Source organism: Rhizobium sp. BK376, assembly GCF_004341625.1.
Lineage (GTDB): Bacteria > Pseudomonadota > Alphaproteobacteria > Rhizobiales > Rhizobiaceae > Rhizobium.
Map to the genome: position 1 here is coordinate 275,197 of NZ_SLZG01000004.1, position 25,010 is coordinate 300,206.

Below are 25,010 nucleotides of genomic sequence, written 5' to 3' on the forward strand. Positions count from 1 at the left end.
GAAAGGGGTTTCTTTGTAGATCGACAACACCACCATCACCCCCACACCCCCTGATCCACTCCGGCAAATCCCGTCATCCGCAATTCCTGCGCCCGCTCCAGACCGAGCGGCTGGTGCGTCGCCGCAAGCACGATCCCGCCGCTCTTCTGATGATCGCCGATCAGCTTCGCAAAGAGCTGGTCGGCCGCCGAATCAAGTGCGGCAGTCGGTTCGTCCAGAATCCAGATCGGCCGGTAGGCAACGAGCAGCTTGGCGAAGGCCAGCCGCCGCTGCTGGCCGGCGGAGAGATAGCCGAAGGGCAGATGCGTGATGCCGGCCATACCGACGGCGTCGGCCGCGTCCTCGATCGAAACACCGGCACCGCCATCCGCATCGCCCAGAAAATCCCGCCAGAAAGAAAGATTTTCTACAACCGTAAGTTCATTCTTCATTGCATTACGATGCCCGAGATAGTGGCTTGCTTCACATGCCGGACGCTCGGTTTTGCCGCGCGAATCGGTGAATATGACATGCCCTTTTTCCGGTCTTAAGAGACCCGCCACAACCCTTAGAAGCGTCGATTTTCCAGACCCGTTTCGCCCGGTCAAAATAAGGGCGTCGCCACCTGCCAAGTTAAAGGAAATGTTAACGAAAATCAGATCTTCGCCGCGTCGCGCGGCAAGGTTTTCAGCGCCCAAATGCATGTATTGCCGACACTCCCATTCCCCATTGCCGCAGGCATAAAAAAATGTCCAATTTTGAGCTTTGTTGCTCTGGCCACCCGTTTAGAAATTATCTATAAGACCTGCAACCACGCCAGCGGTCGGCGTGAATATCATCCTTGCGCCGAACATAAGGTTTTCTGCCTTACGTGCGGACAGCGGAAATGGCCGTACCCGCATCCTGATGTGCATAAAGTGCATAGGCGTTCGCACGACTGTGTTGGCTATCAGAAACGGGGTCTCTCGTGTCTAAATCTCTTGACAGTTTCAATTGTCGTTCCACGCTCAGTGTGAATGGTAAGGACTATGTCTATTACAGCCTGCCCAAGGCTGAGGCAAACGGCCTTGCCGGTGTTTCCAAGCTCCCCTACTCGATGAAGGTGCTGCTGGAAAACCTGCTGCGCTTCGAAGACGGCCAGTCGGTGACCAAGGAACATATCCAGGGCATCGCTGAGTGGCTCGTGAACAAGGGCACCGTCGAAAACGAAATCGCCTATCGCCCGGCCCGCGTCCTGATGCAGGACTTCACCGGCGTTCCTGCTGTCGTTGACCTCGCCGCCATGCGTGACGCCATGGTCTCCCTCGGCGGCGATCCTGAGAAGATCAACCCGCTGGTTCCCGTCGACCTCGTCATCGACCACTCCGTCATCGTCGACGAATTCGGCACGCCGACGGCTTTCGCCAAGAACGTCGAGCTGGAATATCAGCGCAACGGCGAGCGTTACCGCTTCCTGAAGTGGGGCCAGCAGGCCTTCCAGAACTTCCGCGTTGTTCCTCCCGGCACCGGCATCTGTCACCAGGTCAACCTCGAATATCTCGGCCAGACCGTCTGGACGAAGGAAGAGGACGGCGAAACCATCGCTTATCCCGACACCTGCGTCGGCACGGATAGCCACACGACGATGATCAACGGCCTCGGCGTTCTCGGCTGGGGTGTGGGCGGTATCGAAGCCGAAGCTGCCATGCTCGGCCAGCCGGTTTCCATGCTTCTACCTGAAGTCATCGGCTTCAAGCTGACCGGCAAGCTCAAGGAAGGCGTAACCGCGACCGACCTCGTACTGACCGTTGTGCAGATGCTGCGCAAGAAGGGCGTCGTTTCGAAGTTCGTCGAATTCTTCGGCCCCGGCCTCGACAACATGCCGCTCGCAGACCGTGCGACCATCGGCAACATGGGCCCGGAATACGGCGCGACCTGCGGCTTCTTCCCGGTCGACAGCGAAACGCTGAACTACCTGAACACCTCGGGCCGTACCAAGGACCGCATCGCACTGGTCGAAGCCTATTCGAAGGCTCAGGGCATGTGGCGCGAGGGTGACGGCTCCGATATCGTCTTCACCGACACGCTGGAACTCGACCTCGGCGACGTCGTGCCGTCGATGGCCGGCCCGAAGCGCCCGGAAGGCCGCATCCCGCTGGAAAACATCGCATCCGGCTTCGCCGGCTCGCTGGAATCAGAATACAAGAAGCCCGGCCAGCTTTCGAACCGTTATGCGGTTGAAGGCACCGACTTCGATCTCGGCCACGGCGACGTTGCCATTGCCGCCATCACGTCGTGCACCAACACGTCCAACCCGTCGGTGCTGATCGCTGCCGGCCTTCTCGCCCGCAACGCCGTTGCCAAGGGCCTGAAGACCAAGCCGTGGGTCAAGACCTCGCTCGCACCGGGATCCCAGGTCGTCGGCGAATATCTCGCCAAGTCGGGCCTGCAGAAAGACCTCGACGCGCTCGGCTTTAACCTCGTCGGCTTCGGCTGCACGACCTGTATCGGCAACTCCGGCCCGCTGCCGGCGCCGATCTCGAAGACGATCAACGACAAGGGCCTGATCGTATCGGGCGTTCTGTCCGGCAACCGTAACTTCGAAGGCCGTATCTCGCCGGACGTCCAGGCGAACTACCTCGCCTCGCCGCCGCTCGTCGTCGCCTACGCCCTTGCCGGCACGGTCCAGAAGGACCTGACGTCAGAGCCGATCGGTGAAGACAAGGATGGCAAGCCGGTCTTCCTCAAGGACATCTGGCCGACCTCGCACGAAGTGCAGGAATTCATCCAGAAATACGTCACCCGCGAACTCTACGAATCCAAGTACGCCGACGTCTTCAAGGGCGACGCCAACTGGCAGGCCGTTCAGGTTCCTCCGGGCCAGACCTATACCTGGGATGACAACTCGACCTACGTCCAGAACCCGCCCTACTTCGTCGGCATGGGCAAGACGGGATCTGGCACGTCGGACATCAAGAACGCCCGCGTTCTCGGTCTCTTCGGCGACAAGATCACCACCGACCACATTTCCCCGGCCGGTTCGATCAAGGCTGCTTCCCCGGCAGGTGCTTACCTCACTGGCCATGGCGTCGGCGTTGCCGACTTCAACCAGTACGGTACGCGCCGTGGTAACCACGAGGTCATGATGCGCGGCACCTTTGCCAACATCCGCCTTCGCAACCACATGCTCGGCCCGAACGGCAAGGAAGGTGGCTTCACCATCCACTATCCGTCGAAGGAAGAGGAATCGATCTACGACGCGGCCATGCAGTACAAGGCCGAGGGCGTTCCGCTCGTCATCTTCGCCGGTGTTGAATACGGTAACGGCTCCTCGCGCGACTGGGCTGCCAAGGGCACCAACCTCCTCGGTGTCAAGGCCGTCGTCGCCCAGTCCTTCGAGCGCATCCATCGCTCGAACCTGGTCGGCATGGGTGTCATCCCCTTCGTCTTCGAAGATGGTACGACCTGGGCAAGCCTGAACCTCAAGGGCGATGAACTCGTCACCATCGAGGGCCTGGAAAACATCAAGCCGCGCGAGAAGAAGATCGCCAAGATCACCTACGGCGACGGCACGGTGAAGGAAGTTCCGCTTCTGTCGCGCGTCGATACGCTCGACGAAGTGACCTACCTCAACAACGGCGGCATCCTGCAGACGGTTCTGCGCGACCTCGCTGCCTGATCTGACAGACTGATCGTTTTGGACGCCGCCGGGAAAGCTTCCCGGCGGCGTCTTGTTTTTCACGCTGAAGTGTATGCGGGTGATCGGCACCGACAGGGGTCTCACCCCTTCGTGACTTCCAGGGACCGCCGCGAACCATTATCTCTTGTTTCAGATTTGTCAGGCTTGATAGGCGCCAGGGAATCTGGCTATCAAGACCTGGGTAAGAGGTATTGTCGCATGTCACTCCGGTTCGTCATTCCACTTCTGGCAGGTGTCGCCCTCGCGGTGTCGGCGCATGCGCAAGAGCTGAAAAAGCTCAAGGGTGTAGTCGAACTCTTCACATCCCAGGGCTGCTCTTCCTGCCCGCCTGCCGACGCAGCACTGCAGAAACTGATTGCCCAGGGCGATGTCGTGGCACTCGCCTACCATGTGGACTACTGGAACTACATGGGCTGGGACGACACGATGAGCTCCAAGGACAATACCGCGCGGCAATACGCCTATGCGCGTACGCTTGGCCGCAGCAACGTCTATACGCCGCAGGCGATCGTCAACGGGCGCGACCATCTGAACGGCGCCGATCTCAACGCCATCAACGTCAAGCTTGACCAGTTCGACCACAACGGCAAGGGCCTGACCGTGCCAGTCAGCGCCGCCCTGAATGGCGACGAGCTGGAAATCAAGATCGGCGCGGGCAATGGCAAGGCCAATGTGGTCGTCGCCTATTTCGACAGGGAACAGGTCGTCTCGGTCGACAAGGGCGAGAACACCGGCCACAAGATCGCCTACATGCACAGCGTCTCCGACGTCGAGACAGTCGGCATGTGGGATGGCAAGCCGATGAGCGTCGTTCTGCCATCGAGCGTGATGGACAAGGCGGGGCGCAAGGGCCTGGCGGTCCTGCTGCAATCGGCCACGCCTGCCGGTGATCCCGCGGCAATCGTCGGAGCGGCCGTCATGACTGTCGGCAGCGGCGACTGAATATCGAACCTATTTGCTTGCGGAACGTTTCAAGAAGGCGGCCCGGCTAGGCGCATTCGGGGCTGGGGTTAGGTCGATGCACTTCGCCGGGCCCTTTGGCGTGCTGACGCCAAACTTCACTTCTATATTGGTCGCCTTTAAATGAGGCGCTGTTTTGACTGAAATACGGCACTGCAGAGAATGCATATGTCCTCGGGCAAATCGGAATAGCGGCTGGTCTTGCAATTTGGCGTGGCTAAGGCAAACTGTCACCCTGCTGTCATGAGCGGAGGCCTTGGGAGTTTAATGACTGATCAGCCGGATTTGCGGCACGGCGAAAGCCGTTCTGCCGAAAACACCCCTAGTGTCGTTGATCTCAGGGAATACAAGCAAAGCAAGGATCCGCTGCCGGTCACCTTCCACCGCAGGGAGCTTGATGCGATTCTGTGGATTTACGGACGCATGGTCGGCGAAGGCGAATGGCGGGACTACGCCATCGACCACCTGAAGGACAAGGCGGTCTTCTCTGTGTTCAAGCGCTCGGGCGAAATGCCGCTCTTCCGGATCGAGAAAAACCCCAAGCTCGCCGCCAAGCAGGGCGCGTTCTCTGTGATCAACGTGAATGGCATGATCCTGAAGCGTGGCCACGAGATCAGCCAGGTCCTGAAGGTCTTCGACAAGACGCTGAAGCTCGTTGAGAAATAAGCGTCCCGGGCCTATCCCCTGAAAAGCGTGCCGGGATAGACGGCTAGATCCGGGGCGGTTTCGGCTCCCTCCCCCAACACCTTTTGCATCAGCATCGTGTCCAGCCAGCGGCCATGCTTGTAGCCGGTGCCTTTCAGCAATCCCGTTTCCGAAAATCCAGCTGCCCGATGCAAGGCGATCGAGGCCGGATGCGCGCCGCCGATGACGGCAATCATCTGCCGGAAGCCAAGGCTCTCGCATCGCCACAGCAGTTCACCCAGGAGCAGCTTGCCGACGCCACGCCCGCGCGCGTCAGGCGCCAGGTAAATCGAATCCTCGACCATCCAGCGGTAGGCTGGCCGGGTGCGGAAGGCGGAAGCATAGGCATACCCGAGAAAGACACCATTCTCGTCTTCGGCCACGATATAGGGATAGCCCTTTTCCGTGATACCGAGGAAACGGCTGGCCATCTCGGCCTCGTCAGGCGGGACGATCTCGTAGCTCGCCGTGCCGTTCAGCACGGAATCGCGATAAATTTCAGTAATGAGCGGCATATCCGCCGGTGTGGCGTCGCGAAGACGGATGGACATGGATGACCGCCAAGCTGAAAAGAGATCGCGATATCAAACATCAGCCGACGCGGAAGACAATAAAAAAGGCGGCCGAAGCCGCCTTTCCCAAAGATATCCTGTCATTCCTGTTACTTGCGGTCGCCCATGAACTGCAGGAGGAACATGAACAGGTTGATGAAGTCGAGGTAGAGCGTCAGGGCGCCCATGATTGCCTTGCGGCCAGCCATCACGGCATCGTCGGCAGCATAGTACATTTCCTTGATCCGCTGCGTGTCGTAGGCGGTCAGGCCGGCAAAGGCGAGGACGCCGATGACGGAGATCGCAAACTGCAGGGCAGAGGACTGCAGGAAGATGTTGACCACTGACGCGATGATCAGGCCGAAAACGCCCATGATCAGGAACGAGCCGAAGCCCGAAAGGTCACGACGCGTGGTGTAGCCATAGAGCGACAGGGCACCAAAAGCGGCTGCCGTCACGAAGAAGGTCTGCACGATGCTGGTCTGCGTGTACACCAGGAACAGCGAAGACAGCGACAGACCCACCAGCGCGGCATAGATCCAGAAGGTCAGCTGCGCAGCACCCACGCTCATTCGGTTGATGCGGAAGCTCAGGAAGAAGACAGCCGCGACCGGAGCGAAGATAACGACCCAGCGCAGAGGCGTCTGGAACAGAGCTACGCCGAACTGCGTCAGATGACCGTCCTGGACGGCGAGATTGAAACCGAGATAGGCGGCCACACCCGTGATCGCCAGACCCAGCGCCATCAGGTTGTAAACCTTCAGCATATACGAGCGAAGGCCCTCATCTATCATCGCACCGGACTGTGCGCCTGCGCCCGTCCGGTTTTGGTAGTTGCGAAAGTCAGCCATGTTTTCCTCTTTTAAGCTCCGATGTGATTACGGTGTCGGGCGCGTTCGTCCCGGGCGCCGCTGCGGAGCTCCAGCATGCCTGACAAGAATATGAGGCTTTCGCCCGTTGCAAACAAGAGCCTTGCGATCCCCGATTGGGTTAAATCGGCGTAATATGGAGTGATTTCACCGGCTTCGGTTAACGGAGGAGACCTCAGAGCTCCCGCAGGACGGGTGCTGCCTTCTGGCCGAGCACCCGCCAGGTGCCGATAAGACCGATGCCAACAGTCAGCACCAGCGCTATCGCCAGCGTCGAGAACGCAACATCCGGCAAGAAAGCCGATGGCAGGTGCATGATCCGGCTGACAATATACCAGGCGGCGACCGAACCTGCGAGAAGGGCGAAGATCGCGGTTGCCGCCCCGAGAATCAGATATTCGTAGCTGAAAGCGCGGATCAGCATGGCGCGCGTGGCGCCGAGCGTCTTGAGGACGACCGCATCATGCGTTCTCGCGCGGTTTCCGGCCGCAAGCGCGCCTGATAGCACCAGTACCGAGGCAATCAGCGCCACCGAGGCTGCAGCCCTGATCGCCGTTGCAAGCTGACCGACCAGCGTGTTGATGACGTCGAGCGCATCCTTCACCCGCACGCTGGTAATCGTCGGATAGGCATTGGTGACGGTCTTCAGGATAGCCGCCTCCTGCTGGGGAGACGCTGAAGCATCGGTCAGCGTCGCGAGCCAGGCATGCGGTGCGCCCTTGAACGTATTGGGCGAAAAGACCATGACGAAATTGATCGACAGGGATTGCCAGTCGATTTTCCGGAAATTGGCGATCTTCGCCGTCACGTTGCGCCCGAGCACGTTGACCGTGACCTTGTCGCCGATCTTGAGGCCAAGCGCCTTGCCCTCGTCGTTCGAGAAGGAGACCAATGGCTCTCCGGAATAATCCTTGTCCCACCACTTGCCGTCGGTCATCGACGCGTTTTCCGGCAGCGTTTCCGAATAGGTGATGCCACGGTCGCCGCGCAGCACCCATTGCCCGGCAGCCGGCACCTTCATCTTGGTCACGTCCTGTCCGTTGAAGGCGACGATTCGGCCGCGCATCATCGGCACTTCGATCAGCTTGCCAGCGGGCGCTTGACCCTCAACCAGTTTGCGAAAACCATCGAGCTCCGAACCCTGGATATCGACGAAGAAGAAGTTCGGCGCCTGCTCGGTCATGCGGCCGGTCAATTCGCGGCGCATATTGCCGTCGATCAGCGTCAGCGTCACCAGAAGCGCAAGACCGAGCCCGAGCGACAGGACGACCGACGCGGTCAGCGCCCCCGGCCGGTGAATATTCCCGATCGCCAGCCTCAGCGCTGGCGAATTGACATGCGGGCTGCGCCGCGCCAGCCACGCGACACCCGAGGCCACCGCGCGCAGCACGATGAAGGAGACGACGATTGCAACGACGAAGACGACAGCGATGAAGCGATCATAGGCGGTGACGATGGCGAGTGCGGCAAGAGCCGCAATCAGGATCGCGGCCGCAAGCAGATAGGGCCAGGACGGCAGGCGTCGCGCCTCGAACCCCTGCTCGCGGAAAAGTGCTGTCGCAGGCACTTCGCGGGCATGGCCAAGCGGCAGGATGGCAAAGCCGAGCGTGGTCAGGAGACCGAAGAGGGTCGCAAGCAACAACGCGCCCGGATAGAGCGTCGGCGCCGTCGAAATCGGCAGGAACTGCGCCATGAATTGCGCGGCAAAGAGCGGCGCCACGGCGCCGATGACGAGCCCGATCGCAATGCCGATGAGCGCCAGGATCGCGATCTGGATCAGATAGATCATGACAACGACGAAGGCGGGGGCACCTAGGCACTTGAAGGTCGCAATCGTCGTGCGCTTGGAATCCAGAAACGCACGAACGGCGTTGGCAACGCCGACGCCGCCGACGATCAGCGCCGTCAGCCCGACCAGCGTCAGAAATTGCGAGAAGCGGGTGATGTTGTCGGCAAGCGAGGGTGCGGCCCTGTCGCTTGTGCGGATGGACCAGCCGGCTTGCGGGAAAGCCTTGTTGGAACGATCGGCGATGTTCTTCAGCCCGACCGTCGGATTGTCCATGCGGATCTTGTAGACATTGGCAACGAGGCTGCCGGTCGTAATCAGCCCGGAAGCGATAAGGCCGTCACGGCTCGTCAAAAGGCGGGGCGCGAACCCGAACCCTTCCGAGACGGCATCCGGCTCCGTCTTGATCGTGCCGGTAATCCGGAGCTTCGCGTTGCCGAGCAACAGCTCGCTACCGACATGTAGATTGAGCCGATCGAGAAGTAGCGGCGCAACGACAGCGCCATAGCTTCCATCCTTCTGCTCCAGAAGCGTGCTCAGCGGTTGATCGGGATCGGCTTCGAAAGTGCCGTAGAGCGGATAGGCACCGTCGACGGCCTTGACCTCGACCAGCGACTGATCGGAGCCATCTGGCAGGCGCGCCATCGAGCGCAAATCAGTCGCAGCGGACACCTTGCCGAGACCGCTCAGATAGGCAAGCTCCTCGGGCGTCGCCTGGCGATTGGTCAGCTCGAAACGAACGTCGCCGGCAAGCAGCGACTGTCCCTGTGTGGAGATCGCGTCGGTGATCGAGCGGGAGACTGAATTGACGGCGGCTATCGCACCCGTGCCGAGCGCAATGCAGGCGAGAAAAATATAAAAACCCCTGAGACCGCCACGCAGCTCGCGAAGGGCCAGGCGAAAGGCGAGAGACAGACGCGCCGCCATCATGCGATGGCCGCCCGGCTCTGCCGCTCATGCGCGCTGTCGCCCTCGATCTGGCCGGAACGGACGCGGATCTGGCGCGAGCAGCGGGCGGCGAGCGCCGGATCGTGGGTGACCAGCAGCAGCGTCGTGCCGCGCTCGACCTGCTGCGCGAAAAGAAGATCGGCGATCTGGCGGCCGGTATCCGTATCGAGGTTGCCGGTCGGCTCGTCGGCGATGAGCAGCGCCGGCGAGGGCGCCAGGGCCCGGGCAATGGCCACGCGCTGCTGCTCGCCGCCGGATAGCTGGCCGGGATAATGGTTGAGGCGCTCGCCGAGGCCGACAGCCTCAAGCTCGCGGCGGGCAATCGCAAAGGCGTCCTTCACATTGGCCAATTCCAGCGGCACCGCGACATTTTCGAGCGCCGTCATGTTGGCGATGAGATGGAAGGACTGGAAGACGATACCGATGTTTCGGCCACGGAAATCGGCGATCCGATCCTCGCTGAGGCGATGAAGCGGCGTGTCCTTGATGATGATCTCACCGCTGTCGAGCGTTTCCAGACCGGCCAGAACCATCAGCAGCGTCGACTTGCCGGAGCCGGACGGCCCCACGATGCCGACCGATTCGCCTTCCTCGATCTCAAGGTCGATACCCTTGAGTACGTGGACGGAAGCGGCGGCGTTTCCCAGCGTCAAATCCGCCTTCTTCAATTCGATGATGGTTTTTGCCAATGGGAAACCGCCTATATAAGTTCATGAAAGTCATTGGCGTGGACAGCCTTTGAGGCAATTTAGGGAATGGAACATGAGATTTAAAGTTGCCGCGCTTCAATTCGCTGTCATCGCCGGCGGCCTGATTTTCGGCCTCATGGCCGGTCCGGCAAACGCAAGAACGATCCAGCTGGTGGGCCTCGGCGACAGCCTGATGGCCGGATACCAGCTTCCGCCCGGCGACGGATTTCCTGCAAAACTCGAAGCGGCGCTGAAGGCAAAGGGGCTGGATGTCGTCGTCACCGATGCCGGCGTTTCCGGCGATACGAGTTCGGGCGGGCTTTCCCGGGTCGATTGGTCGGTGCCTGATGGAACCGATGGCGTGATCCTCGAACTCGGAGCCAATGATGCACTGCGCGGCATTCCGCCCGAGGATACCGAGAAAAATCTCGACGCGATAATTAGCCGGCTTAAAGATCGTGGAATTGCCGTATTGCTCGCCGGCATGCTGGCGCCGCCGAACATGGGCGGCGATTATGCCGCCCGTTTCAATCCGATCTACAAGCGTCTTGCCGACAAATATCAGGTAAAACTCTATCCTTTTTTTCTCGATGGGGTGGCAGCTCAGGCGAATCTGCAACTTCAGGATGGAATGCATCCCAATCCAGAGGGCGTGAATATCATGGTGCAGCGTTTTGAGCCGGCTGCTCAGGATTTCATCGGCACGATTTCTTCAAAGCTAAAATAGGGGCTTGCGCCGAGGTCAATTGCGTGATTCGCTGTTAGCATCTGCAAAAGATTCGGGGAGAGCTCGTATGCCGAGACTGTTTACCGCCCTCGAAATTCCGCGCAATGCGGCAATGAGCCTGTCATTGTTGCGCGGTGGTCTTCCCGGAGCCCGGTGGATCGACGTAGAGAATTACCACATCACACTGCGCTTCATCGGCGACGTCGATAACAGGACGGCCGACGAAGTGGTTGATCGGTTGGACCGGATCGATCGCCCCGAGTTTCAGATACGGCTGGACAGCATCGGCTCCTTCGGATCGAAGAAGCCGCATTCGGTCTGGGCAGGCGTGACCCCGACACCCGATATGTTCGCCCTCCAGGGAGAGATCGAGCGCATCTGCCAGCGCATCGGCCTTCCGCCGGATCCGCGGAAATTTACCCCGCATGTAACGCTTGCCCGCCTCAAGGCGTCCCGCGTCGACGACGTGGTCCACTACCTCTCAGGCCGCGGCAATTTCCAGACGTCGCCGTTCACCGTCTCGCGCTTCGTGCTTTTGTCGTCGCGTGAGTCCGTCGGCGGCGGTCCCTACCTAACGGAAGAGATCTTCCCGCTTCACGAGGTCCACACGGCCCCCGCCTTTTCCGGCAGCATGCTGCAGCCTGAAAAGAGCATGGTGTAAACCGCCTCGAAATCTTCGCGCCGGCCATAATAGGGATCAGGCACGTCCTCCGTCGTCCCGAGCGTAAAGCTCGCAAACAGATGGATTTTGTCCGAAGCGGCCGCCGGCGCGAACTTCCGAAGGTTTTTCAAATTGTCGTGATCCATTGCGAGGATGAGATCGAAGCGATCGAAATCCTCCGCCGAGATGCGCCGGGCACGCTGGCGCGAAATATCGATCCCGTTTGCGGCTGCGACCGCGATGGAGCGACGGTCCGGCGCATCTCCCTGGTGCCATCCGCCGGTTCCAGCCGAATCGATTTCGAACCGATCGGCTCGTCCGGCGTTCTCCACGAGATGTCTGAAAATGCCTTCGGCAAGGGGCGAGCGGCAGATATTGCCCGCACAAACGAAGAGAATGCTGAAGCGGTCCATGCTATGTCTTGCCTGTTGAGAGGAGTGACCATCGCATGAAATACGAGAAGCTGGAAAGAGCCGCCATCGATGAAAATCTCGCCGGATTGCCCGGTTGGCATTTGAACGACAATGGCATCTCCATATCGAAGACTTTCAAGTTCGGAAATTTCGTCGAGGCCTTCGGTTTCATGGCGGAAAGCGCGCTGGCGGCCGAAAAGCTCGATCACCATCCGGAATGGTTCAACGTCTATTCCCGCGTCGATGTGACACTGACGACCCATGATGCCGGGGGGCTAACGGACCATGACATCCGTCTTGCCAAGGCAATGGAAAAGGCCGCGGCAAGAAGGACCGGTTGAACAAAGCGGCCGATTGAATCGGAAATCGCGATCACCATATGTTGATGCGCTCGGCGGTCGTGCCGAGCGGCGAAAGGAACCGCCCGGCATGGAAGACATCAAGTTCGGCGAGATATTGCTGCCCGGTGACGAAGACACCCAGAGCAGGCGAGAGAAATCCGTTCGCAAGAAATTTTGGCCCACTTTTCGTAAAGCCGTGCGCTATATCCCGTTTTCACGCGATGTCGTCGCCGCCTTTTACTGCGCGCTCGACCCGCAGACCCCGATGCGGGTCCGCGGCATATTGCTCGCGGCCCTCGCCTATTTCGTGATGCCTATCGATATCATCCCCGATTTCTTCGCAGTCATCGGCTTTACGGATGACGTCGCGGTGCTTGCCGCCGCCTTCACCCTTATCAACGGCCATATCCGGGTCCAGCACTACGAAGCGGCGGACAGAGCCCTCGCCGACGAACCGGACGGGATGAAGACGATCTGACGGATCGTGAGACCGGCTACCGTCTCTCGGATTCCAGGGATTTCCTCAGCCTGCCGAATGCAAGCCTGATCCGGGATTTGACCGTCCCGAGCGGCAAGCCGGTCTCCGCTGCAATTTCGGAATGAGACTGGCCAAGGAAGAATGAAAACCTAAGCAGCGCCTGCTGGTCTGCCGGTAACGCTGCCAGCGCGGCTCGCACCAAGGCATCGCGATTCTCGCTTTCGACGATGATGTCTGCACCCTTCTCCGCCTCCGGCTGCAGGGTTGGATCGGTATCGTCGAAAATCCGGGTCGTGAGGCGCCGCCGTGCATCAATCCGGCGATTGCGCGCGATGCGAAAGATCCAGGTCGACAGTGACGAGCGGGCAGGATCATAAAGGTCGGCCTTGTGCCAGAGGATGATCATGACCTCCTGCACCAGCTCCTCGGCCTCGCTACTCGGCATTCTTTGCCGCACAAGCCATGATTTCAGCCGCGGTGCGAAATAGTCGTAGAGTTCTGAAAAAGCCGAATGGTCGCGACGCTCGGCGACGGCTTTTGCAAGGGCAGCGAAGTGCTGCCTTTCCTCAGCATCCATTTGCGCGCCTGAGGCCTCCCGCCATCGCCAATTCCGCCGTTAATTCCTATACCTTACTGAGGTACAGCGGATTCGCGATAGGTCAAACTCTTGCCCGAATCTTTATGTCTTAACTTTCTTTGACCGAGTGGCCTCTTTGCCATTCCGGCTCTTCAGTTTGTCCGAGGTACCTTTCGCTCCCGAATGACCGTTCTTGCCTTGAAATGGTGCAACCGGGAGCGCAAGTATCGCCACGTTGACGGTTTGGTAACCGGAATTAAGTCAAAATAAAGCAACTCGTGAACACGCAAGACCCGAGGTAGTTCGTGATCGCATCGGGTTTTCGATCGCAAGAAACCGGCAGGAAATCATGTTTGTTAAAAGTTTCGCAATCGCTCTGACCGTCATTCTGGCCAGCGCCGGCATTGCATCCGCCCAGTCGCAGGCTAAAACCAAGCCGACGGCAGCAAAGGGCCAGGCGGCGGCTGCGGCACCGGCTGCTCCGAAGCCGGAACTGATCAAGCAGTTCGGTGATTGGGGTGCGTATTCCTACCAGGCAGCGGGTGGTAAGGTCTGCTACGTCCTGTCTGTCGCAAAGACCAAGGCGCCGCCGACCGGCATCGACCATGGCGACAATTTCTTCATCGTCACCCAGCGCCCGGGACAGAATATCTCCTATGAGCCGCAGGCGATGATGGGCTATCCGCTCAAGGAAAATTCGAAGGTCAACGTCACGATCGACAACAAGACCTTCGTCATGTTCACCAAGGACAAGGCCGCCTGGGTCGAGAACGCCGCGCAGGAGCCGGCACTGGTCGCTGCCATGAAGACCGGTCATTCGCTGGGCATCGCTGCGACCTCCAAGCGCGGCACCGGCACGTCCTATACATATTCGCTCGCAGGCATTTCTGCCGCACTGAAGCAGATCGAAAGCTGCAAGTAAGCCATCACGCAGATTTGATCTGCGTGGCGAACTGCAATTATATCGAAAGGCCGGCGGCGACGCCGGCCTTTGGCTTTTCAAAGAGGGATGACGCGCGGCAAAATTAATGCTAAAGGCCGCGCAGATTGCGGATGAGCCCTGCGAACCTTCGTCTCTCCGCGTGCCAATTCTCCGCTTACGCGCCTGCCTCGCCCGCTCGTCGTCCGGACTTCGGGAGAAGTGGGCATGAACCGTTTGGATGAGCTGATGTCCACGATCGATGCCATGACCATTGCCAAGCCGAAGCCGGGGCCCGTCCCTTCTGCGATCGAGCTATCCCCCAAGCCCTCGCTGATCGGGCTGACGCGCGAGGAAATGGCGGCTGCGCTGAAGGAAAAGGGCGTTCCGGAAAAGCAGCTCAAGATGCGTGTGAGCCAGCTGTGGAACTGGCTTTATGTCCGCGGCGTCTCCGATTTCGACTTCATGGTCAATGTCTCGAAGGACATGCGCGAAATGCTGAAGCAGCATTTCACCATTGCCCGTCCCGAGATCGTCGAGGAACAGGTGTCCAATGACGGCACGCGCAAGTGGCTGCTGCGCTTTCCGCCCCGGGGCGCCGGCCGGCCGGTCGAAGTCGAGACCGTCTATATCCCCGAAGAAGGCCGCGGCACGCTCTGCATCTCGAGCCAGGTCGGCTGTTCGCTCACCTGTTCCTTCTGCCACACCGGCACGCAGCGCCTCGTACGCAACCTAACGGCCGAGGAAATCCTCTCGCAGCTGCTGCTGGCGCGCGACCGGCTGGGTGATTTCCCGGATCGCGAGGCACCGCAGGGGACCATCATGCCGGCGGAAGGCCGCAAGGTTAGCAACATCGTCATGATGGGCATGGGCGAGCCGCTCTACAATTTTGACAGCGTTAAGCAGGCGCTGCTGATCGCAACCGACGGCGACGGCCTGTCGCTGTCGAAGCGTCGTGTCACGCTCTCGACCTCGGGCGTAGTCCCGGAAATCTATCGAACTGGCGACGAGATCGGCGTCATGCTGGCAATCTCGCTGCATGCCGTCCGCGACGATCTGCGCGACATGCTGGTTCCGATCAACAAGAAATATCCGCTGAAGGAACTGATGGACGCCTGCCGCGCCTATCCCGGCCTCTCCAACGCACGCCGCATCACCTTCGAATATGTGATGCTGAAGGGCGTCAACGACAGCCTGGAAGATGCCAAGGGCCTGATCCAGCTGCTGAAGGGCGTTCCCGCCAAGATCAACCTCATTCCGTTCAATCCCTGGCCGGGCACAAATTATCAGTGTTCCGACTGGGAGCAGATCGAGAAGTTTGCGGACTTCATCAACGCGGCCGGTTATGCCTCACCGATCCGCACCCCGCGCGGCCGCGATATCCTGGCTGCCTGCGGCCAGCTGAAGTCGGAATCCGAGCGCATGCGCAAGACCGAACGCCTCGCCTTCGAGGCCATGATGATCGCCAATCACGGCGAGGATTGATCATGCTTCTGCGCTTGCGCAGACCGCTGCGGATCGTCACCGCCTATGTCGGCGCCTGCCTGGTGTCGGGATTGATGCTGGCAGCGCTGATCGTCACAAAGCTGCCGGATCCAAGCGCCCGAGAGGTCGTGCCCAACCTCTTCGGCGCCACGATCGCCATGGCGAGGATTTCAGGCATCATCGGCCTCATCCCCTCGGCTATCATGATCGCCATTCTGGAATGGCGCGCCGAGCGCCGCTGGCCGATCTATGCCACCTTCGGAGCCATCCTTGCGATTGCCGCATCGCTTATCATCTCGGATGCGCTGGTCGCCCCCCAGGTGACAAACCTGTTCGTCACGATCTTCGGCTCGGTATTGCTCGGCCTCGTAAGCGCGACCGCCTATTGGTGGATCGCCGGACGTCTGGCGGGCGCAGATCGATCCGACTAGGCGAGCGTCAGCGGCTCTGCGTCAGGAAAATCTTGACCGCGAAGACCGAGAAGACGCCGGCAAAGGTGTAGTCGAGGCCGCGCATGACGTTACGGTTCTTCTGCAGCCAGGATGCCAGCCAATCCGAGGCGAGAACCACGAGCGCATTCACCGGCATGCCGATCAGGATGAAGAAGAAGCCGAGAAACAGCAGCTTGTGCGTGACGGCGGGATCCCCGGCGGAGACGAACTGCGGCAGGAACGTCATGAAGAAAATGATGACCTTCGGGTTCAGGAGATTGACCCAGAAACCGGTCGAGATATTGGCGAGCGGCGTGCCCTTTACGTCATCGACACGCTTGACCGACAGGCTCGAGCCGAAACGGATCGCCTGGACGGCAAGCCAGAGCAGATAGGCCGCACCACCGGTTTTCAGGATCGTGAAGGCAAACGGCGAGGCGGTGATCAGCGCCGATATGCCGAAGGCGACCAGCATCGTATGAACCACGATGCCGACGCTCGTGCCGAGGACGACATAGAGCGCCGGACCCTTGCCCTGCGCCAGCGCGCGGCTGATCGAAAGTGTCATGTCCGGCCCCGGCGTCATCGCAAGAAGCAGGCTCGCCGCACTGAAGGCAAGAAGGGTCGGAAGGCTGGGAAGAAAATCCATGGCACACTCTGAAAGCCGGAGGAAAAAAGCTTTCTATCCGGCTTTCGAGGAAATGCCAATCAGTCCTTCTTTTCCAGAAACGCCTTGAACTTGTCGGCATAGTCAGGATGCCAGCGCGACAGCGGCGGACGATTTTCGACGATGTCGCCGATGGACCAGAGCATGCGGCGTTCATCGGTTGGCCGGGCGACATCATTGTCCGGGCAGAGGATGTAGAAGTCGTCGCGTTCCAGGCTCTCGATCATGAAATCGATCGTCTGTTCCGCGGTCCAGGCGGCGGCCGGCTTTTCGCGGCGGTCGCCCTTGGTCAGACCGGTGAAGACGAATCCCGGGATCAGCAGGTGGGCGGAGATCCCATTGCCGACAGTATTGCGCAGCTCGTGTTGAAGCGCCTCGGTAAACACCTTCACGCCGGCTTTCGAGACGTTGTAGGCCGGATTACCGGGCGGGGTGGTAATGCCTTGCTTCGAGCCGGTATTGATGATCAGGCCGGGCTCGCCGTGAGCGACCATCTGCGGCCCGAAGGTCTGGGTGCCGTTGATCACGCCCAGAAGGTTCACGCCGAGAATGTTGTCCCAACTCGACTGAGGGCCGAAGATCGAGGTCTCCGGTCCGATACCGGCATTGTTCATCAGCACGTGGACGCGGCCGAAACGCTGGATCACGGTGCGCTCCAGAGCCTCCAGCTCTTCCTTCTTGCTGACGTCGGTTTCGACTGCAAGCACATGTTCCTCGCCGGAAATCTCTTCCAGTGCGGCACGGGCGGCAGCCAGCTTCTCGCCGCCGAGATCGGCGATGACGACGTTCATGCCTGCCTTGGCAAAATGTTTCGCGGCGGCCAGCCCGATGCCGGAGGCGCCCCCGGTGATGACGGCAACATTGGATGTCTTGAAAATATCTTGAATAGCGGCCACGGAATTCACTCCTGCTGCGGCGTTGCTCGAACATGGTCGAATATGGGAAAATCGACTCTCAAGTCAAATTGAGAGAAGGCGACTCAAGGCATCGCAGATGCGCGCGCCGAGTGAGCCCGGCATCGGCTCGACTACGCTAGCTCGACAGACGCAGATTGGTATTGGCCGCCTTGATGAAGAGCGCCTTCAGCGCACTTTGCAAATCACCCGAAGGCGACACTTCGAAATAGAGATTGTCGGATGCGCATTGCTTGAGCTGCGTGCCGATCTGAGGCGCGAAGGGCTTGATATAAGTGTCCCAGAGATGGTCGCCGGTCAGCGGCACATAGGTCGTATAGAGAATTGCGATCTTGATGTTGCGGGCCTTCAGCGCGCTGCATTGCGCAAGGTTGATCGGCTCGATGCAACGGTTTGAATCGGCCCAGCCTCCGCCGCAGGCCGTCGTTTGCAGGGCGTCGCTGACGCCGTCGGTCACGAAAAACAGAACCTGTTGTCGGCTGCCGGCGCTAGTGCCGGTTCCCCCGGTCAACGGCATATCCTTGCCTACATCGGTCATGGCAGTATCGAAGCTCGTCAGCGCATCGTCATTATAGCTGTGATGCGGCGTGACCATCAGCTGGATCTGACCGGCGGCGGAACTGGCAGCTCCAAGGTCCGATGTCAGCCCAACGACTTTCTGCACGGAATAACCAGACTCCGAGGCCATGCTGCCCAGTGTATAGGCCGCCACCCGGAACTGCCCGGGCGAGCTCGATGTACTGAGCGTGCTTAGCAGCGTATTTACCGCGTTCGTGACCTCGTCGATACGCAGCGTAACATTGTTGGCGCGCGCAATCAGATAGTCGCTGTTCGCGTCCTCCTGGAATTTGCCGTTATTGTCGATGCTGCCCATGTGGCAGGCGAAGGCGCAGTTCCTTCCGGCTGCATCGCCGGAATTGGCGGTGGCAGCCTTCAATATATTGATATCCTGCTGCGTCGCGCCGATCCCCATCGAAGGCGAATTATCGAGCAGCATATAGAAGTCGCTATAGCTTTCGCTCTTGTAGACCGCCGTCGCCGTGCCCGACACCGGTACGGAGTTGTTGCCCAGAATTTGCATGAACGCCGTCGGGACCTGCGCCGAGAAGGTAACTGACGACGCGATGCTGCCACCTGTCTTGGTGACCTTCACCGACACATTCAGCGGCAATTGCTTGAGTTCGAAATTGCGCTGGGAAAGGAAGAGAGCGAGTCCGTCCTGATTGCCGACCGTGATCTCGCCGTCCTGCGTCATCTGCTGTGCCTGCGCCAATGCAGGAGACGAGTCTGAGATCGCACCAAGGGCAGCCGCATCGGCGGCGTCCATCAATTGCGTTTTGACCTCATAGGCATTGGTGAAATCGACAGCCAATCCCGCACAAACGGCAATCGGCACTATAAGCAAAGCCGTTATCACACCGAAGTTGCCACCGCGGCTTTTTAGCAATCTCTTTAGGACAAACATACTATTTCCAAGGGCTATAATATAAATTTCCCAGACAATCGCCGACGGGAATTAATTTTGCGTAGTAAAATCTGCCGAAGTTTTTCGGAAGTTCTGACATTTCCGTGAAAAAGCTTGGAGGGTGCAGCCTGAAGTTTATTTCCAGCGCAAATCATTCCCGTATTTGGAAGATTACTGTATCATACGGGCAATTCGCGATGTCTTCTTGAGGCCGCATTCATTTTCGGGATTCAACCGCCACCGATCTTCTCGACATTCGTAGGCGGAGCCTACTTTGCAGTCCCTGCAGTAAGGAGCCGTCGTCATGATGCAAAGTACCGATCCTTCGGCATGCGTGTTCAATTTATAAGATCCCGCTTCTATGCTTCCCCTTACGTGAAGATGGAACGGGTCGATACAGTCCGCACGGGCCGGATAATCAAGAAATGTAACAAGAAGAAATATAATAATATTCACGTTACGGCAGCTTATTTTCAAATTCATCGCAAAATTCCTAGAATAACGACAGAAAAACCTCGCGCCGAAAACTGATATACTTTGGGAACAATCGAAACAATAACCCGTCCCCGTTAGAAACGCCCCGAATACAGGATCAAGTGCGATCCGGCGTAAGCCCTACGGGCTAATTGACGTAACGGAATGCTGCTGTACCGTTCATGGTGCGCGGCTGGGGCTGTGCAAGACGCCGGGCTCGGTTTGTTAAGCGTACGAGCTGCGGCGTCCCTTTTCCCATCTCACTTTCTCACCAAGACGCGATCGGTGAGCACAAGCTTGCCAGCCGATATTGAATCGCGCCGTCGCAAGACAAAATGCGCGAGCCGGGCCATGAGATGACACCTAACTCGTTGATATTGCGGGATATCATCGGGTTAATTTGAAAGCGGCTTCGTGCGCGAAAGTATAAATTGCCTGAGAATTCGGCGCGTGCCGTTATATTAAGCAATCATCCATCAAAACATGTCAGCATAAATCGTGTTCGATTTGCTGTTGACGCAGTGGCATGTTGAAGCAAAAACAAGGGGACGCCGCATGGATGGATTCGCAATGCTTCAACGCGCTCAGGAAACGGAAACGGATACTGTGCTGATCGACCGCCTGCAGAAGGCGGCGTTCGAATATTTTCTCCGTCACACCAATCCCGAAAACGGTCTGGTCGCCGATACGTCGATCAAGACCAGCCACTGCAGCATTGCCGCCGTCGGCTTTGCGCTGTCGAGCTATCCTGTCGCCGTCGAGCGCGGCTGGATCGAGCGATCAGAGGCAGCCGAGCGTGTGGCCACGTCGCTGCGTTTCTTTGCGGAGAGCCGACAGGGTGAAGAACGCCGCGCCACCGGCTATCGCGGTTTCTATTATCACTTCCTCGACATGAAGACCGGGCATCGCGCCTGGAACAGCGAGCTTTCGACGATCGACAGCGGCCTGTTCATCATCGGCGCCCTCGGCGCGGCCGCCTATTTCACCGGCGAGAGCGAAACCGAAACGGAAATTCGCGACCTGACGAAATTGCTCTACGAGCGCTGCGACTGGCGCTGGGCGATGAACAAGGGCCTGACGATGAGCATGGGCTGGAAGCCCTCCAGCGGTTTCCTGCGCTGGCGCTATCAGGGCTATGACGAGGCCGTCTTCCTCTATCTGCTGGCGATCGCCTCGCCGACACATCCGGCACCGGCGGAAAGCTTCGACGCCTTCGCGTCGACTTATACTTGGATGATGGCCAAGGACGACCCCTATCTCTATGCCGGCCCGCTCTTCATCCATCTCTTCTCGCATGCCTGGATCGACTTCCGCGGTATTAACGACAAGCATATGGCCGAGAAGGGCACGGATTATTTCCGCAATACGCAGGTCGCAATCGACGTTCAGCGCGATTATGCCGATCGCAACCCCGGGCATTTCGTCGGCTACGGCCGCAATGTATGGGGCCTGACGGCTTGCGACGGCCCTATCCCGACCGTCCATCGTCGCCACAGCAGCAACAGCCGGCCGAAGGTCCTGGGTTACGCTGCCCGTGGCGCCCCGCTGGGTCCGGATGACGGCACGATTGCGCCCTGGGCGCCGCTCGCCTGCCTGCCCTTCGACAAGCAGGCCGCAATCGAAGGCACCCGCGCCATTCTCGACGCCTATCCGAACCTGCTGCTGGACGGCCGTTTCCCGGGCGGCTTCAACCCGACCATCGCAGGCAACGGACCCGAAGGCTGGGTCGACGATCGCTCGGTCGCGATCGACCAGGGCCTGCTCGTGATGATGATCGAAAACGAGCGTACCGGCCTCCTGTGGAACCTCATGCGCAAATCGCCGATCCTTCGCACCGGCCTTAAAAAGGCCGGCTTCACCGGCGGCTGGCTCGACGACGAGCCGGCAATCGCGTGATCCGGATCGCCCGGCGAAAACAGAGCTTGAAGCAGATATGAAAAGGGGTGAGAGCGTTTTACGCCCTCACCCCTTTCTGCAATCCAGCAATCATTCGACGTCGAACTTGACACCCTGGGCAAGCGGCAAGGTCTTGCCGTAGTTCACGGTGTTGGTCGCCCGGCGCATATAGGCCTTCCAGGCATCCGAGCCGGATTCACGGCCGCCGCCGGTCTCCTTCTCGCCGCCGAAGGCGCCGCCGATTTCGGCACCGGACGGGCCGATATTGACGTTGGCAATGCCGCAATCCGAGCCACGCGAGGAAACGAAGGTTTCCGCTTCGCGCATGTCGTTGGTGAAGATCGACGACGACAGGCCTTGCGGCACGGCATTGTGCAGTTCGAGAACCTTGTCGAAATCGCTGTACTTGATCACGTAGAGGATCGGCGCAAAGGTCTCGTCGACAACAGGGCCGGTCTGGGAAGGCATTTCGACCAGCGCCGGGCGCACATAATAGGCACCGGCCGCATTTCCAACCTCGACGCGATCGCCACCCGTCACGCTTCCGCCCTCGGATTTTGCTGCGGAAAGCGCATGCTGCATCTTGTCGAAAGCGGGCTTGTCGATCAGCGGGCCGACGAGCGTGCCGTTCTCCAGCGGGTTGCCGATGGTCACGGAGCCATAGGCCTTCTGCAGCCGCGGCACGAGCTTGTCATAGACGCTTTCATGGACGAAGAGACGACGTAGCGTCGTGCAGCGCTGGCCGGCCGTGCCCATGGCGGAGAAGGCGACGCCGCGCAGCGTCAGGTCCAGGTCGGCCGTCGGGCAGACGATCGCCGCATTGTTGCCGCCGAGCTCCAGGACGGCGCGGGCAAAGCGATTGGCAAGCCGCGGACCGACGGCGCGGCCCATGGCCGTCGAGCCTGTGGCGGACACAAGCGGAATTCTGGGATGATCGACCAGCACTTCGCCGACATCGCGGCCACCGATCAGAAGCGTAGAAAGATTGGCCGGTGCCGAGCCGCCTTCCGCGACATAGCGCTTGAGGGCTTTCTCGAACAGCGCCTGCACGGCAAGCGCCGTCAGCGGCGTCTTCTCCGACGGCTTCCAGACCGTGGAATTGCCGCAGACGAGGGCGAGAGCCGCATTCCATGACCAGACGGCAACGGGGAAGTTGAAAGCAGAAATAATGCCGATGGCGCCGAGCGGATGCCAGCTTTCCATCATGCGATGCTCGGAACGCTCGGTCGCGATCGTCAAACCATAAAGCTGGCGAGAAAGACCGACGGCGAAATCGCAGATATCGATCATCTCCTGCACTTCACCGAGGCCTTCCGACGTGATCTTGCCAACCTCGATCGACACGAGCCGGCCGAGTGCAGACTTTGCAGCGCGCAGTTCTTCGCCAAGCAAGCGGACCAACTCGCCGCGCTTCGGTGCCGGAACGGCTCGCCACGCCAGGAACGCCTCATGCGCCTTGTCGATCGCAGCCTTCGCGTCGGCAGCGCTGTGTTCCTTCAGCCGGCCGATCTCGGCGCCCGTGATCGGCGACGTGACCGAAAGCGTACCGCCGATATAGCGGTCGGAAGCTACGCCGAGTTCGGCGAGGACGGATTTGGTTTCCTGAGCGAGATCGAGGGCCATGTCTTTATCCATTTCTTGTTTTGATCGATCGTATCGCCGCTCTCAAAAGCGGGCATCTGCAAAGTGCGCCACCTGGGCGCCGGCTTCGTACCACATTTCCTTGACGGCACGGAAGCTGGGCTCGCGTGGGTCGGTCAACGGCAGCGGTAGATCCGCTTCGGCAAGCTCCCCCAGAATAAGGCTGGCGAGCGTCTTGCCGAAGACCGTGCCAGGCGCGATCCCGCGGCCATTATAGCCGGAAAACCCGACGACATTCGGCGCAAACTTGTGAAAGCGCGGCAGCGCATCCTCGGTCATGCCGATCTTGCCGTACCATTCGCATTCGAACTCGATATCGCCTATTTGCGGAAACAGCTTCTTCAGCGAGCGCTTCGCCCAGCTCTTGTGAACCGAAAGCCCGGTATTGCGTAGGGCGCCGACGCTGCCGAAGACGAGGCGACCCGCCTGGTCCATGCGGAAGGAGGACAGGATCTCCTTCGTATCCCAAACACCCTCCCGGTTGGGCAGGATGGATATACGCAAATTGCCGCCGAGCGGCACGGTGGCAAAATTGAAATAGGGCAGATGCACCTGCTCGGAGCGAACCTGCTCCCAGGGCCCAGTGCTATAGGCATCCGTCGAAACGATGATCCAGTCCGCCGTAACGCTGCCCGTCGCGGTCTTCACCATCCAACGGTCGCCATTGCGCTCGGTCGCGGTAACACGGCTGCCCGTATGGATCGTGATGCCGGCCTTGACGGCCGCATCGGCAAGTCCGCGCGCATAGGCAAGCGGCTGCAGCGTACCAGCCCGCATATCGAGCAAGGCGCCCGCATAGACTGAACTGCCGACCCGGCGTGCAGTTTCCGCAGCGTCCAGAATGTTGACAGGTGCGCCGCGGCGCCCCCATTGTTCCGCCCGCGCCTCGATTTCCTTCAGCCCGTCACGGCCGACGGCACAATGCAGCGTGCCGTTCTTCTCCAGCTCGCAGGCAATCCCGTGCTTTTCGATCAGCGTCTTCACGAGAACAGGCGCATTGCCGAGCATATCGAGCAATCGCTCGCCGTAGACGGGGCCTAGCACGCCCGGCAGATCATCCGGCATCACCCACATGCCGGCATTGATCAGCCCGACATTTCGCCCGGCCCCGCCAAAACCGATCTCGTTGGCCTCGAGCAGAACCACCTTGGTCCCGGCTTCCGCTAGATGCAGCGCCGAGGACAGCCCTGTATAGCCGCCGCCGACGATCACCACGTCGGCAGTAACGGCGCCTGCGAGCGGGCCGGTCTTCGGCGGTGGCGGAGCAGTCTTTTCCCATAGGCCGTGGGAACGCGGATCATTGAGCATGGATCGGTCCAGTTGGTCTGATAATCGGGCTACATTAGCGCTCCCGATGCCGTCACGAAAGCGGCAATACCGACACGCCACAGGCTTGACGCGTCAACGGAATAACTTGCATGGAAGGGCCGCTTTCGACCATTATGCACCCAAACCAACGGCCCGAACGCCGGCAACAATCCAGGACAACTCCATGAAGCCCATTTTCGTCCAGCTCCAATGCGCCCCCGGCAAAACCTACGATGTCGCCGACGCCATCTACCAGACGGAACTGGTCTCGGAGCTCTATTCGACGAGCGGCGAGTACGACCTGCTGCTCAAGGTCTACATCAAGGAAGAACAGGATATCGGTAAGTTCATCAACGACCATATCGCCAATATTCCGGGTATTATCCGCTCGCTGACGACACTGACCTTCCGCGCATTCTAAACGGGCCCCGACCAAGACTAAAATGACGGTCTGCTCTGATACTGAGC

General features: G+C 59.7%; 24 protein-coding genes. 12 read left to right on the forward strand and 12 right to left on the reverse strand.

The window, feature by feature from the left end:
• Positions 1-35 precede the first annotated feature (35 nt).
• Positions 36-683 (reverse strand): heme ABC exporter ATP-binding protein CcmA, encoded by a 648-nt coding sequence (ccmA, locus tag EV561_RS13440; protein WP_132522206.1) that lies wholly within the window; start codon positions 681-683, stop codon positions 36-38.
• 263 nt (positions 684-946) lie between these two features.
• Here ccmA and acnA point away from each other — a divergent pair, with 263 nt between their 5' ends.
• From acnA to EV561_RS13455, 3 genes are all read left to right on the forward strand, one after another.
• The gene (acnA, locus tag EV561_RS13445; protein ID WP_132522208.1) at positions 947-3,637 is read left to right on the forward strand and encodes an aconitate hydratase AcnA; all 2,691 of its coding nucleotides are present in this window, start codon (positions 947-949) and stop codon (positions 3,635-3,637) included.
• Between the two features lie 219 nt (positions 3,638-3,856).
• Complete coding sequence (locus EV561_RS13450) at positions 3,857-4,600, forward strand: thioredoxin family protein (protein WP_132522210.1); 744 nt, start codon at positions 3,857-3,859, stop codon at positions 4,598-4,600.
• 285 nt (positions 4,601-4,885) lie between these two features.
• A complete protein-coding gene (locus tag EV561_RS13455; RefSeq protein ID WP_132522212.1) occupies positions 4,886-5,284 on the forward strand; it encodes a DUF2794 domain-containing protein in 399 nt (132 codons plus the stop codon).
• A gap of 11 nt (positions 5,285-5,295) precedes the next feature.
• Here EV561_RS13455 and EV561_RS13460 read toward each other — a convergent pair whose 3' ends face one another.
• The 4 genes from EV561_RS13460 to EV561_RS13475 form a co-directional block, all read right to left on the reverse strand.
• Positions 5,296-5,853, reverse strand: coding sequence for a GNAT family N-acetyltransferase (locus tag EV561_RS13460; RefSeq protein WP_132522214.1), 558 nt, complete (start codon positions 5,851-5,853; stop codon positions 5,296-5,298).
• Positions 5,854-5,963: 110 nt separating this feature from the next.
• Positions 5,964-6,704, reverse strand: coding sequence for a Bax inhibitor-1/YccA family protein (locus EV561_RS13465; protein ID WP_132522216.1), 741 nt, complete (start codon positions 6,702-6,704; stop codon positions 5,964-5,966).
• 193 nt (positions 6,705-6,897) lie between these two features.
• Positions 6,898-9,438 (reverse strand): ABC transporter permease, encoded by a 2,541-nt coding sequence (locus EV561_RS13470; RefSeq protein WP_132522218.1) that lies wholly within the window; start codon positions 9,436-9,438, stop codon positions 6,898-6,900.
• Complete coding sequence (locus tag EV561_RS13475) at positions 9,435-10,145, reverse strand: ABC transporter ATP-binding protein (RefSeq protein ID WP_132522220.1); 711 nt, start codon at positions 10,143-10,145, stop codon at positions 9,435-9,437. The genes EV561_RS13470 and EV561_RS13475 overlap by 4 nt, the downstream gene beginning before the upstream one ends.
• Positions 10,146-10,218: 73 nt before the next feature.
• Between EV561_RS13475 and EV561_RS13480 the strand changes: the two genes are divergently transcribed.
• Both EV561_RS13480 and thpR read left to right on the forward strand, forming a co-directional pair.
• On the forward strand, positions 10,219-10,872 hold the full coding sequence (locus EV561_RS13480; RefSeq protein ID WP_132522222.1) for an arylesterase: 654 nt from the start codon (positions 10,219-10,221) through the stop codon (positions 10,870-10,872).
• A 67-nt stretch (positions 10,873-10,939) separates the two neighbouring features.
• Positions 10,940-11,533 (forward strand): RNA 2',3'-cyclic phosphodiesterase, encoded by a 594-nt coding sequence (thpR, locus tag EV561_RS13485; protein WP_132522224.1) that lies wholly within the window; start codon positions 10,940-10,942, stop codon positions 11,531-11,533.
• Here the strand turns inward: thpR and EV561_RS13490 are convergent.
• Positions 11,467-11,946 (reverse strand): low molecular weight protein-tyrosine-phosphatase, encoded by a 480-nt coding sequence (locus tag EV561_RS13490; RefSeq protein WP_132522226.1) that lies wholly within the window; start codon positions 11,944-11,946, stop codon positions 11,467-11,469. The two genes, thpR and EV561_RS13490, sit on opposite strands and share 67 nt — an antisense overlap.
• A gap of 35 nt (positions 11,947-11,981) precedes the next feature.
• Between EV561_RS13490 and EV561_RS13495 the strand changes: the two genes are divergently transcribed.
• On the forward strand, positions 11,982-12,287 hold the full coding sequence (locus EV561_RS13495) for a 4a-hydroxytetrahydrobiopterin dehydratase (protein ID WP_132522228.1): 306 nt from the start codon (positions 11,982-11,984) through the stop codon (positions 12,285-12,287).
• 88 nt (positions 12,288-12,375) lie between these two features.
• Positions 12,376-12,765: a YkvA family protein gene (locus tag EV561_RS13500; protein ID WP_132522230.1), complete on the forward strand. Its 390-nt coding sequence runs from the start codon at positions 12,376-12,378 to the stop codon at positions 12,763-12,765.
• A 16-nt stretch (positions 12,766-12,781) separates the two neighbouring features.
• On the opposite strand, the gene EV561_RS13505 is transcribed toward EV561_RS13500, so the two are convergent.
• Positions 12,782-13,342 carry a sigma-70 family RNA polymerase sigma factor gene (locus tag EV561_RS13505; RefSeq protein ID WP_132522232.1) on the reverse strand — a complete coding sequence of 187 codons (561 nt, stop codon included), beginning with the start codon at positions 13,340-13,342 and terminating at the stop codon, positions 12,782-12,784.
• Positions 13,343-13,691: 349 nt separating this feature from the next.
• Here EV561_RS13505 and EV561_RS13510 point away from each other — a divergent pair, with 349 nt between their 5' ends.
• From EV561_RS13510 to EV561_RS13520, 3 genes are all read left to right on the forward strand, one after another.
• A complete protein-coding gene (locus tag EV561_RS13510) occupies positions 13,692-14,264 on the forward strand; it encodes an invasion associated locus B family protein (protein ID WP_132522234.1) in 573 nt (190 codons plus the stop codon).
• 246 nt (positions 14,265-14,510) lie between these two features.
• On the forward strand, positions 14,511-15,746 hold the full coding sequence (gene rlmN, locus EV561_RS13515; RefSeq protein ID WP_132522617.1) for a 23S rRNA (adenine(2503)-C(2))-methyltransferase RlmN: 1,236 nt from the start codon (positions 14,511-14,513) through the stop codon (positions 15,744-15,746).
• A 2-nt stretch (positions 15,747-15,748) separates the two neighbouring features.
• A complete protein-coding gene (locus tag EV561_RS13520) occupies positions 15,749-16,177 on the forward strand; it encodes a hypothetical protein (RefSeq protein ID WP_132522236.1) in 429 nt (142 codons plus the stop codon).
• Positions 16,178-16,184: 7 nt separating this feature from the next.
• Here the strand turns inward: EV561_RS13520 and EV561_RS13525 are convergent, their stop codons facing one another.
• The 3 genes from EV561_RS13525 to EV561_RS13535 form a co-directional block, all read right to left on the reverse strand.
• A complete protein-coding gene (locus tag EV561_RS13525; RefSeq protein ID WP_132522238.1) occupies positions 16,185-16,826 on the reverse strand; it encodes a LysE family translocator in 642 nt (213 codons plus the stop codon).
• 59 nt (positions 16,827-16,885) lie between these two features.
• Positions 16,886-17,740, reverse strand: a complete 855-nt coding sequence (locus EV561_RS13530) for an SDR family NAD(P)-dependent oxidoreductase (RefSeq protein ID WP_132522240.1) — start codon at positions 17,738-17,740, stop codon at positions 16,886-16,888.
• A gap of 136 nt (positions 17,741-17,876) precedes the next feature.
• The gene (locus EV561_RS13535; protein WP_132522242.1) at positions 17,877-19,223 is read right to left on the reverse strand and encodes a pilus assembly protein TadG-related protein; all 1,347 of its coding nucleotides are present in this window, start codon (positions 19,221-19,223) and stop codon (positions 17,877-17,879) included.
• 1,044 nt (positions 19,224-20,267) lie between these two features.
• On the opposite strand from EV561_RS13535, the gene EV561_RS13540 reads away from it, so the two are divergent.
• A complete protein-coding gene (locus EV561_RS13540) occupies positions 20,268-21,593 on the forward strand; it encodes a glucoamylase family protein (protein WP_132522619.1) in 1,326 nt (441 codons plus the stop codon).
• Positions 21,594-21,683: 90 nt separating this feature from the next.
• On the opposite strand, the gene EV561_RS13545 is transcribed toward EV561_RS13540, so the two are convergent.
• Together EV561_RS13545 and EV561_RS13550 are read right to left on the reverse strand one after the other, a co-directional pair.
• Entirely contained in the window at positions 21,684-23,216 is a 1,533-nt protein-coding gene (locus EV561_RS13545) for an aldehyde dehydrogenase family protein (protein WP_132522244.1), read from the reverse strand.
• A 42-nt stretch (positions 23,217-23,258) separates the two neighbouring features.
• Complete coding sequence (locus EV561_RS13550; protein ID WP_132522246.1) at positions 23,259-24,542, reverse strand: FAD-binding oxidoreductase; 1,284 nt, start codon at positions 24,540-24,542, stop codon at positions 23,259-23,261.
• A 184-nt stretch (positions 24,543-24,726) separates the two neighbouring features.
• On the opposite strand from EV561_RS13550, the gene EV561_RS13555 reads away from it, so the two are divergent.
• On the forward strand, positions 24,727-24,963 hold the full coding sequence (locus tag EV561_RS13555) for an Lrp/AsnC ligand binding domain-containing protein (RefSeq protein WP_132522248.1): 237 nt from the start codon (positions 24,727-24,729) through the stop codon (positions 24,961-24,963).
• Positions 24,964-25,010: the final 47 nt, after the last annotated feature.

Excerpts from the sequence above, each read along its gene's own strand:
- EV561_RS13455 (WP_132522212.1), top strand. The coding sequence starts at position 4,886 with ATGACTGATCAGCCGGATTTGCGGCACGGCGAAAGCCGTTCTGCCGAA.
- EV561_RS13550 (WP_132522246.1), bottom strand. The coding sequence starts at position 24,542 with ATGCTCAATGATCCGCGTTCCCACGGCCTATGGGAAAAGACTGCTCCG.
- EV561_RS13535 (WP_132522242.1), bottom strand. The coding sequence starts at position 19,223 with ATGTTTGTCCTAAAGAGATTGCTAAAAAGCCGCGGTGGCAACTTCGGT.
- EV561_RS13480 (WP_132522222.1), top strand. The coding sequence starts at position 10,219 with ATGAGATTTAAAGTTGCCGCGCTTCAATTCGCTGTCATCGCCGGCGGC.
- EV561_RS13460 (WP_132522214.1), bottom strand. The coding sequence starts at position 5,853 with ATGTCCATCCGTCTTCGCGACGCCACACCGGCGGATATGCCGCTCATT.
- EV561_RS13500 (WP_132522230.1), top strand. The coding sequence starts at position 12,376 with ATGGAAGACATCAAGTTCGGCGAGATATTGCTGCCCGGTGACGAAGAC.
- EV561_RS13510 (WP_132522234.1), top strand. The coding sequence starts at position 13,692 with ATGTTTGTTAAAAGTTTCGCAATCGCTCTGACCGTCATTCTGGCCAGC.
- rlmN (WP_132522617.1), top strand. The coding sequence starts at position 14,511 with ATGTCCACGATCGATGCCATGACCATTGCCAAGCCGAAGCCGGGGCCC.
- ccmA (WP_132522206.1), bottom strand. The coding sequence starts at position 683 with ATGCATTTGGGCGCTGAAAACCTTGCCGCGCGACGCGGCGAAGATCTG.
- EV561_RS13470 (WP_132522218.1), bottom strand. The coding sequence starts at position 9,438 with ATGATGGCGGCGCGTCTGTCTCTCGCCTTTCGCCTGGCCCTTCGCGAG.
- EV561_RS13490 (WP_132522226.1), bottom strand. The coding sequence starts at position 11,946 with ATGGACCGCTTCAGCATTCTCTTCGTTTGTGCGGGCAATATCTGCCGC.
- EV561_RS13450 (WP_132522210.1), top strand. The coding sequence starts at position 3,857 with ATGTCACTCCGGTTCGTCATTCCACTTCTGGCAGGTGTCGCCCTCGCG.
- EV561_RS13520 (WP_132522236.1), top strand. The coding sequence starts at position 15,749 with ATGCTTCTGCGCTTGCGCAGACCGCTGCGGATCGTCACCGCCTATGTC.
- EV561_RS13465 (WP_132522216.1), bottom strand. The coding sequence starts at position 6,704 with ATGGCTGACTTTCGCAACTACCAAAACCGGACGGGCGCAGGCGCACAG.
- EV561_RS13555 (WP_132522248.1), top strand. The coding sequence starts at position 24,727 with ATGAAGCCCATTTTCGTCCAGCTCCAATGCGCCCCCGGCAAAACCTAC.
- EV561_RS13495 (WP_132522228.1), top strand. The coding sequence starts at position 11,982 with ATGAAATACGAGAAGCTGGAAAGAGCCGCCATCGATGAAAATCTCGCC.
- thpR (WP_132522224.1), top strand. The coding sequence starts at position 10,940 with ATGCCGAGACTGTTTACCGCCCTCGAAATTCCGCGCAATGCGGCAATG.
- EV561_RS13505 (WP_132522232.1), bottom strand. The coding sequence starts at position 13,342 with ATGGATGCTGAGGAAAGGCAGCACTTCGCTGCCCTTGCAAAAGCCGTC.
- EV561_RS13525 (WP_132522238.1), bottom strand. The coding sequence starts at position 16,826 with ATGGATTTTCTTCCCAGCCTTCCGACCCTTCTTGCCTTCAGTGCGGCG.
- EV561_RS13540 (WP_132522619.1), top strand. The coding sequence starts at position 20,268 with ATGCTTCAACGCGCTCAGGAAACGGAAACGGATACTGTGCTGATCGAC.
- EV561_RS13545 (WP_132522244.1), bottom strand. The coding sequence starts at position 23,216 with ATGGCCCTCGATCTCGCTCAGGAAACCAAATCCGTCCTCGCCGAACTC.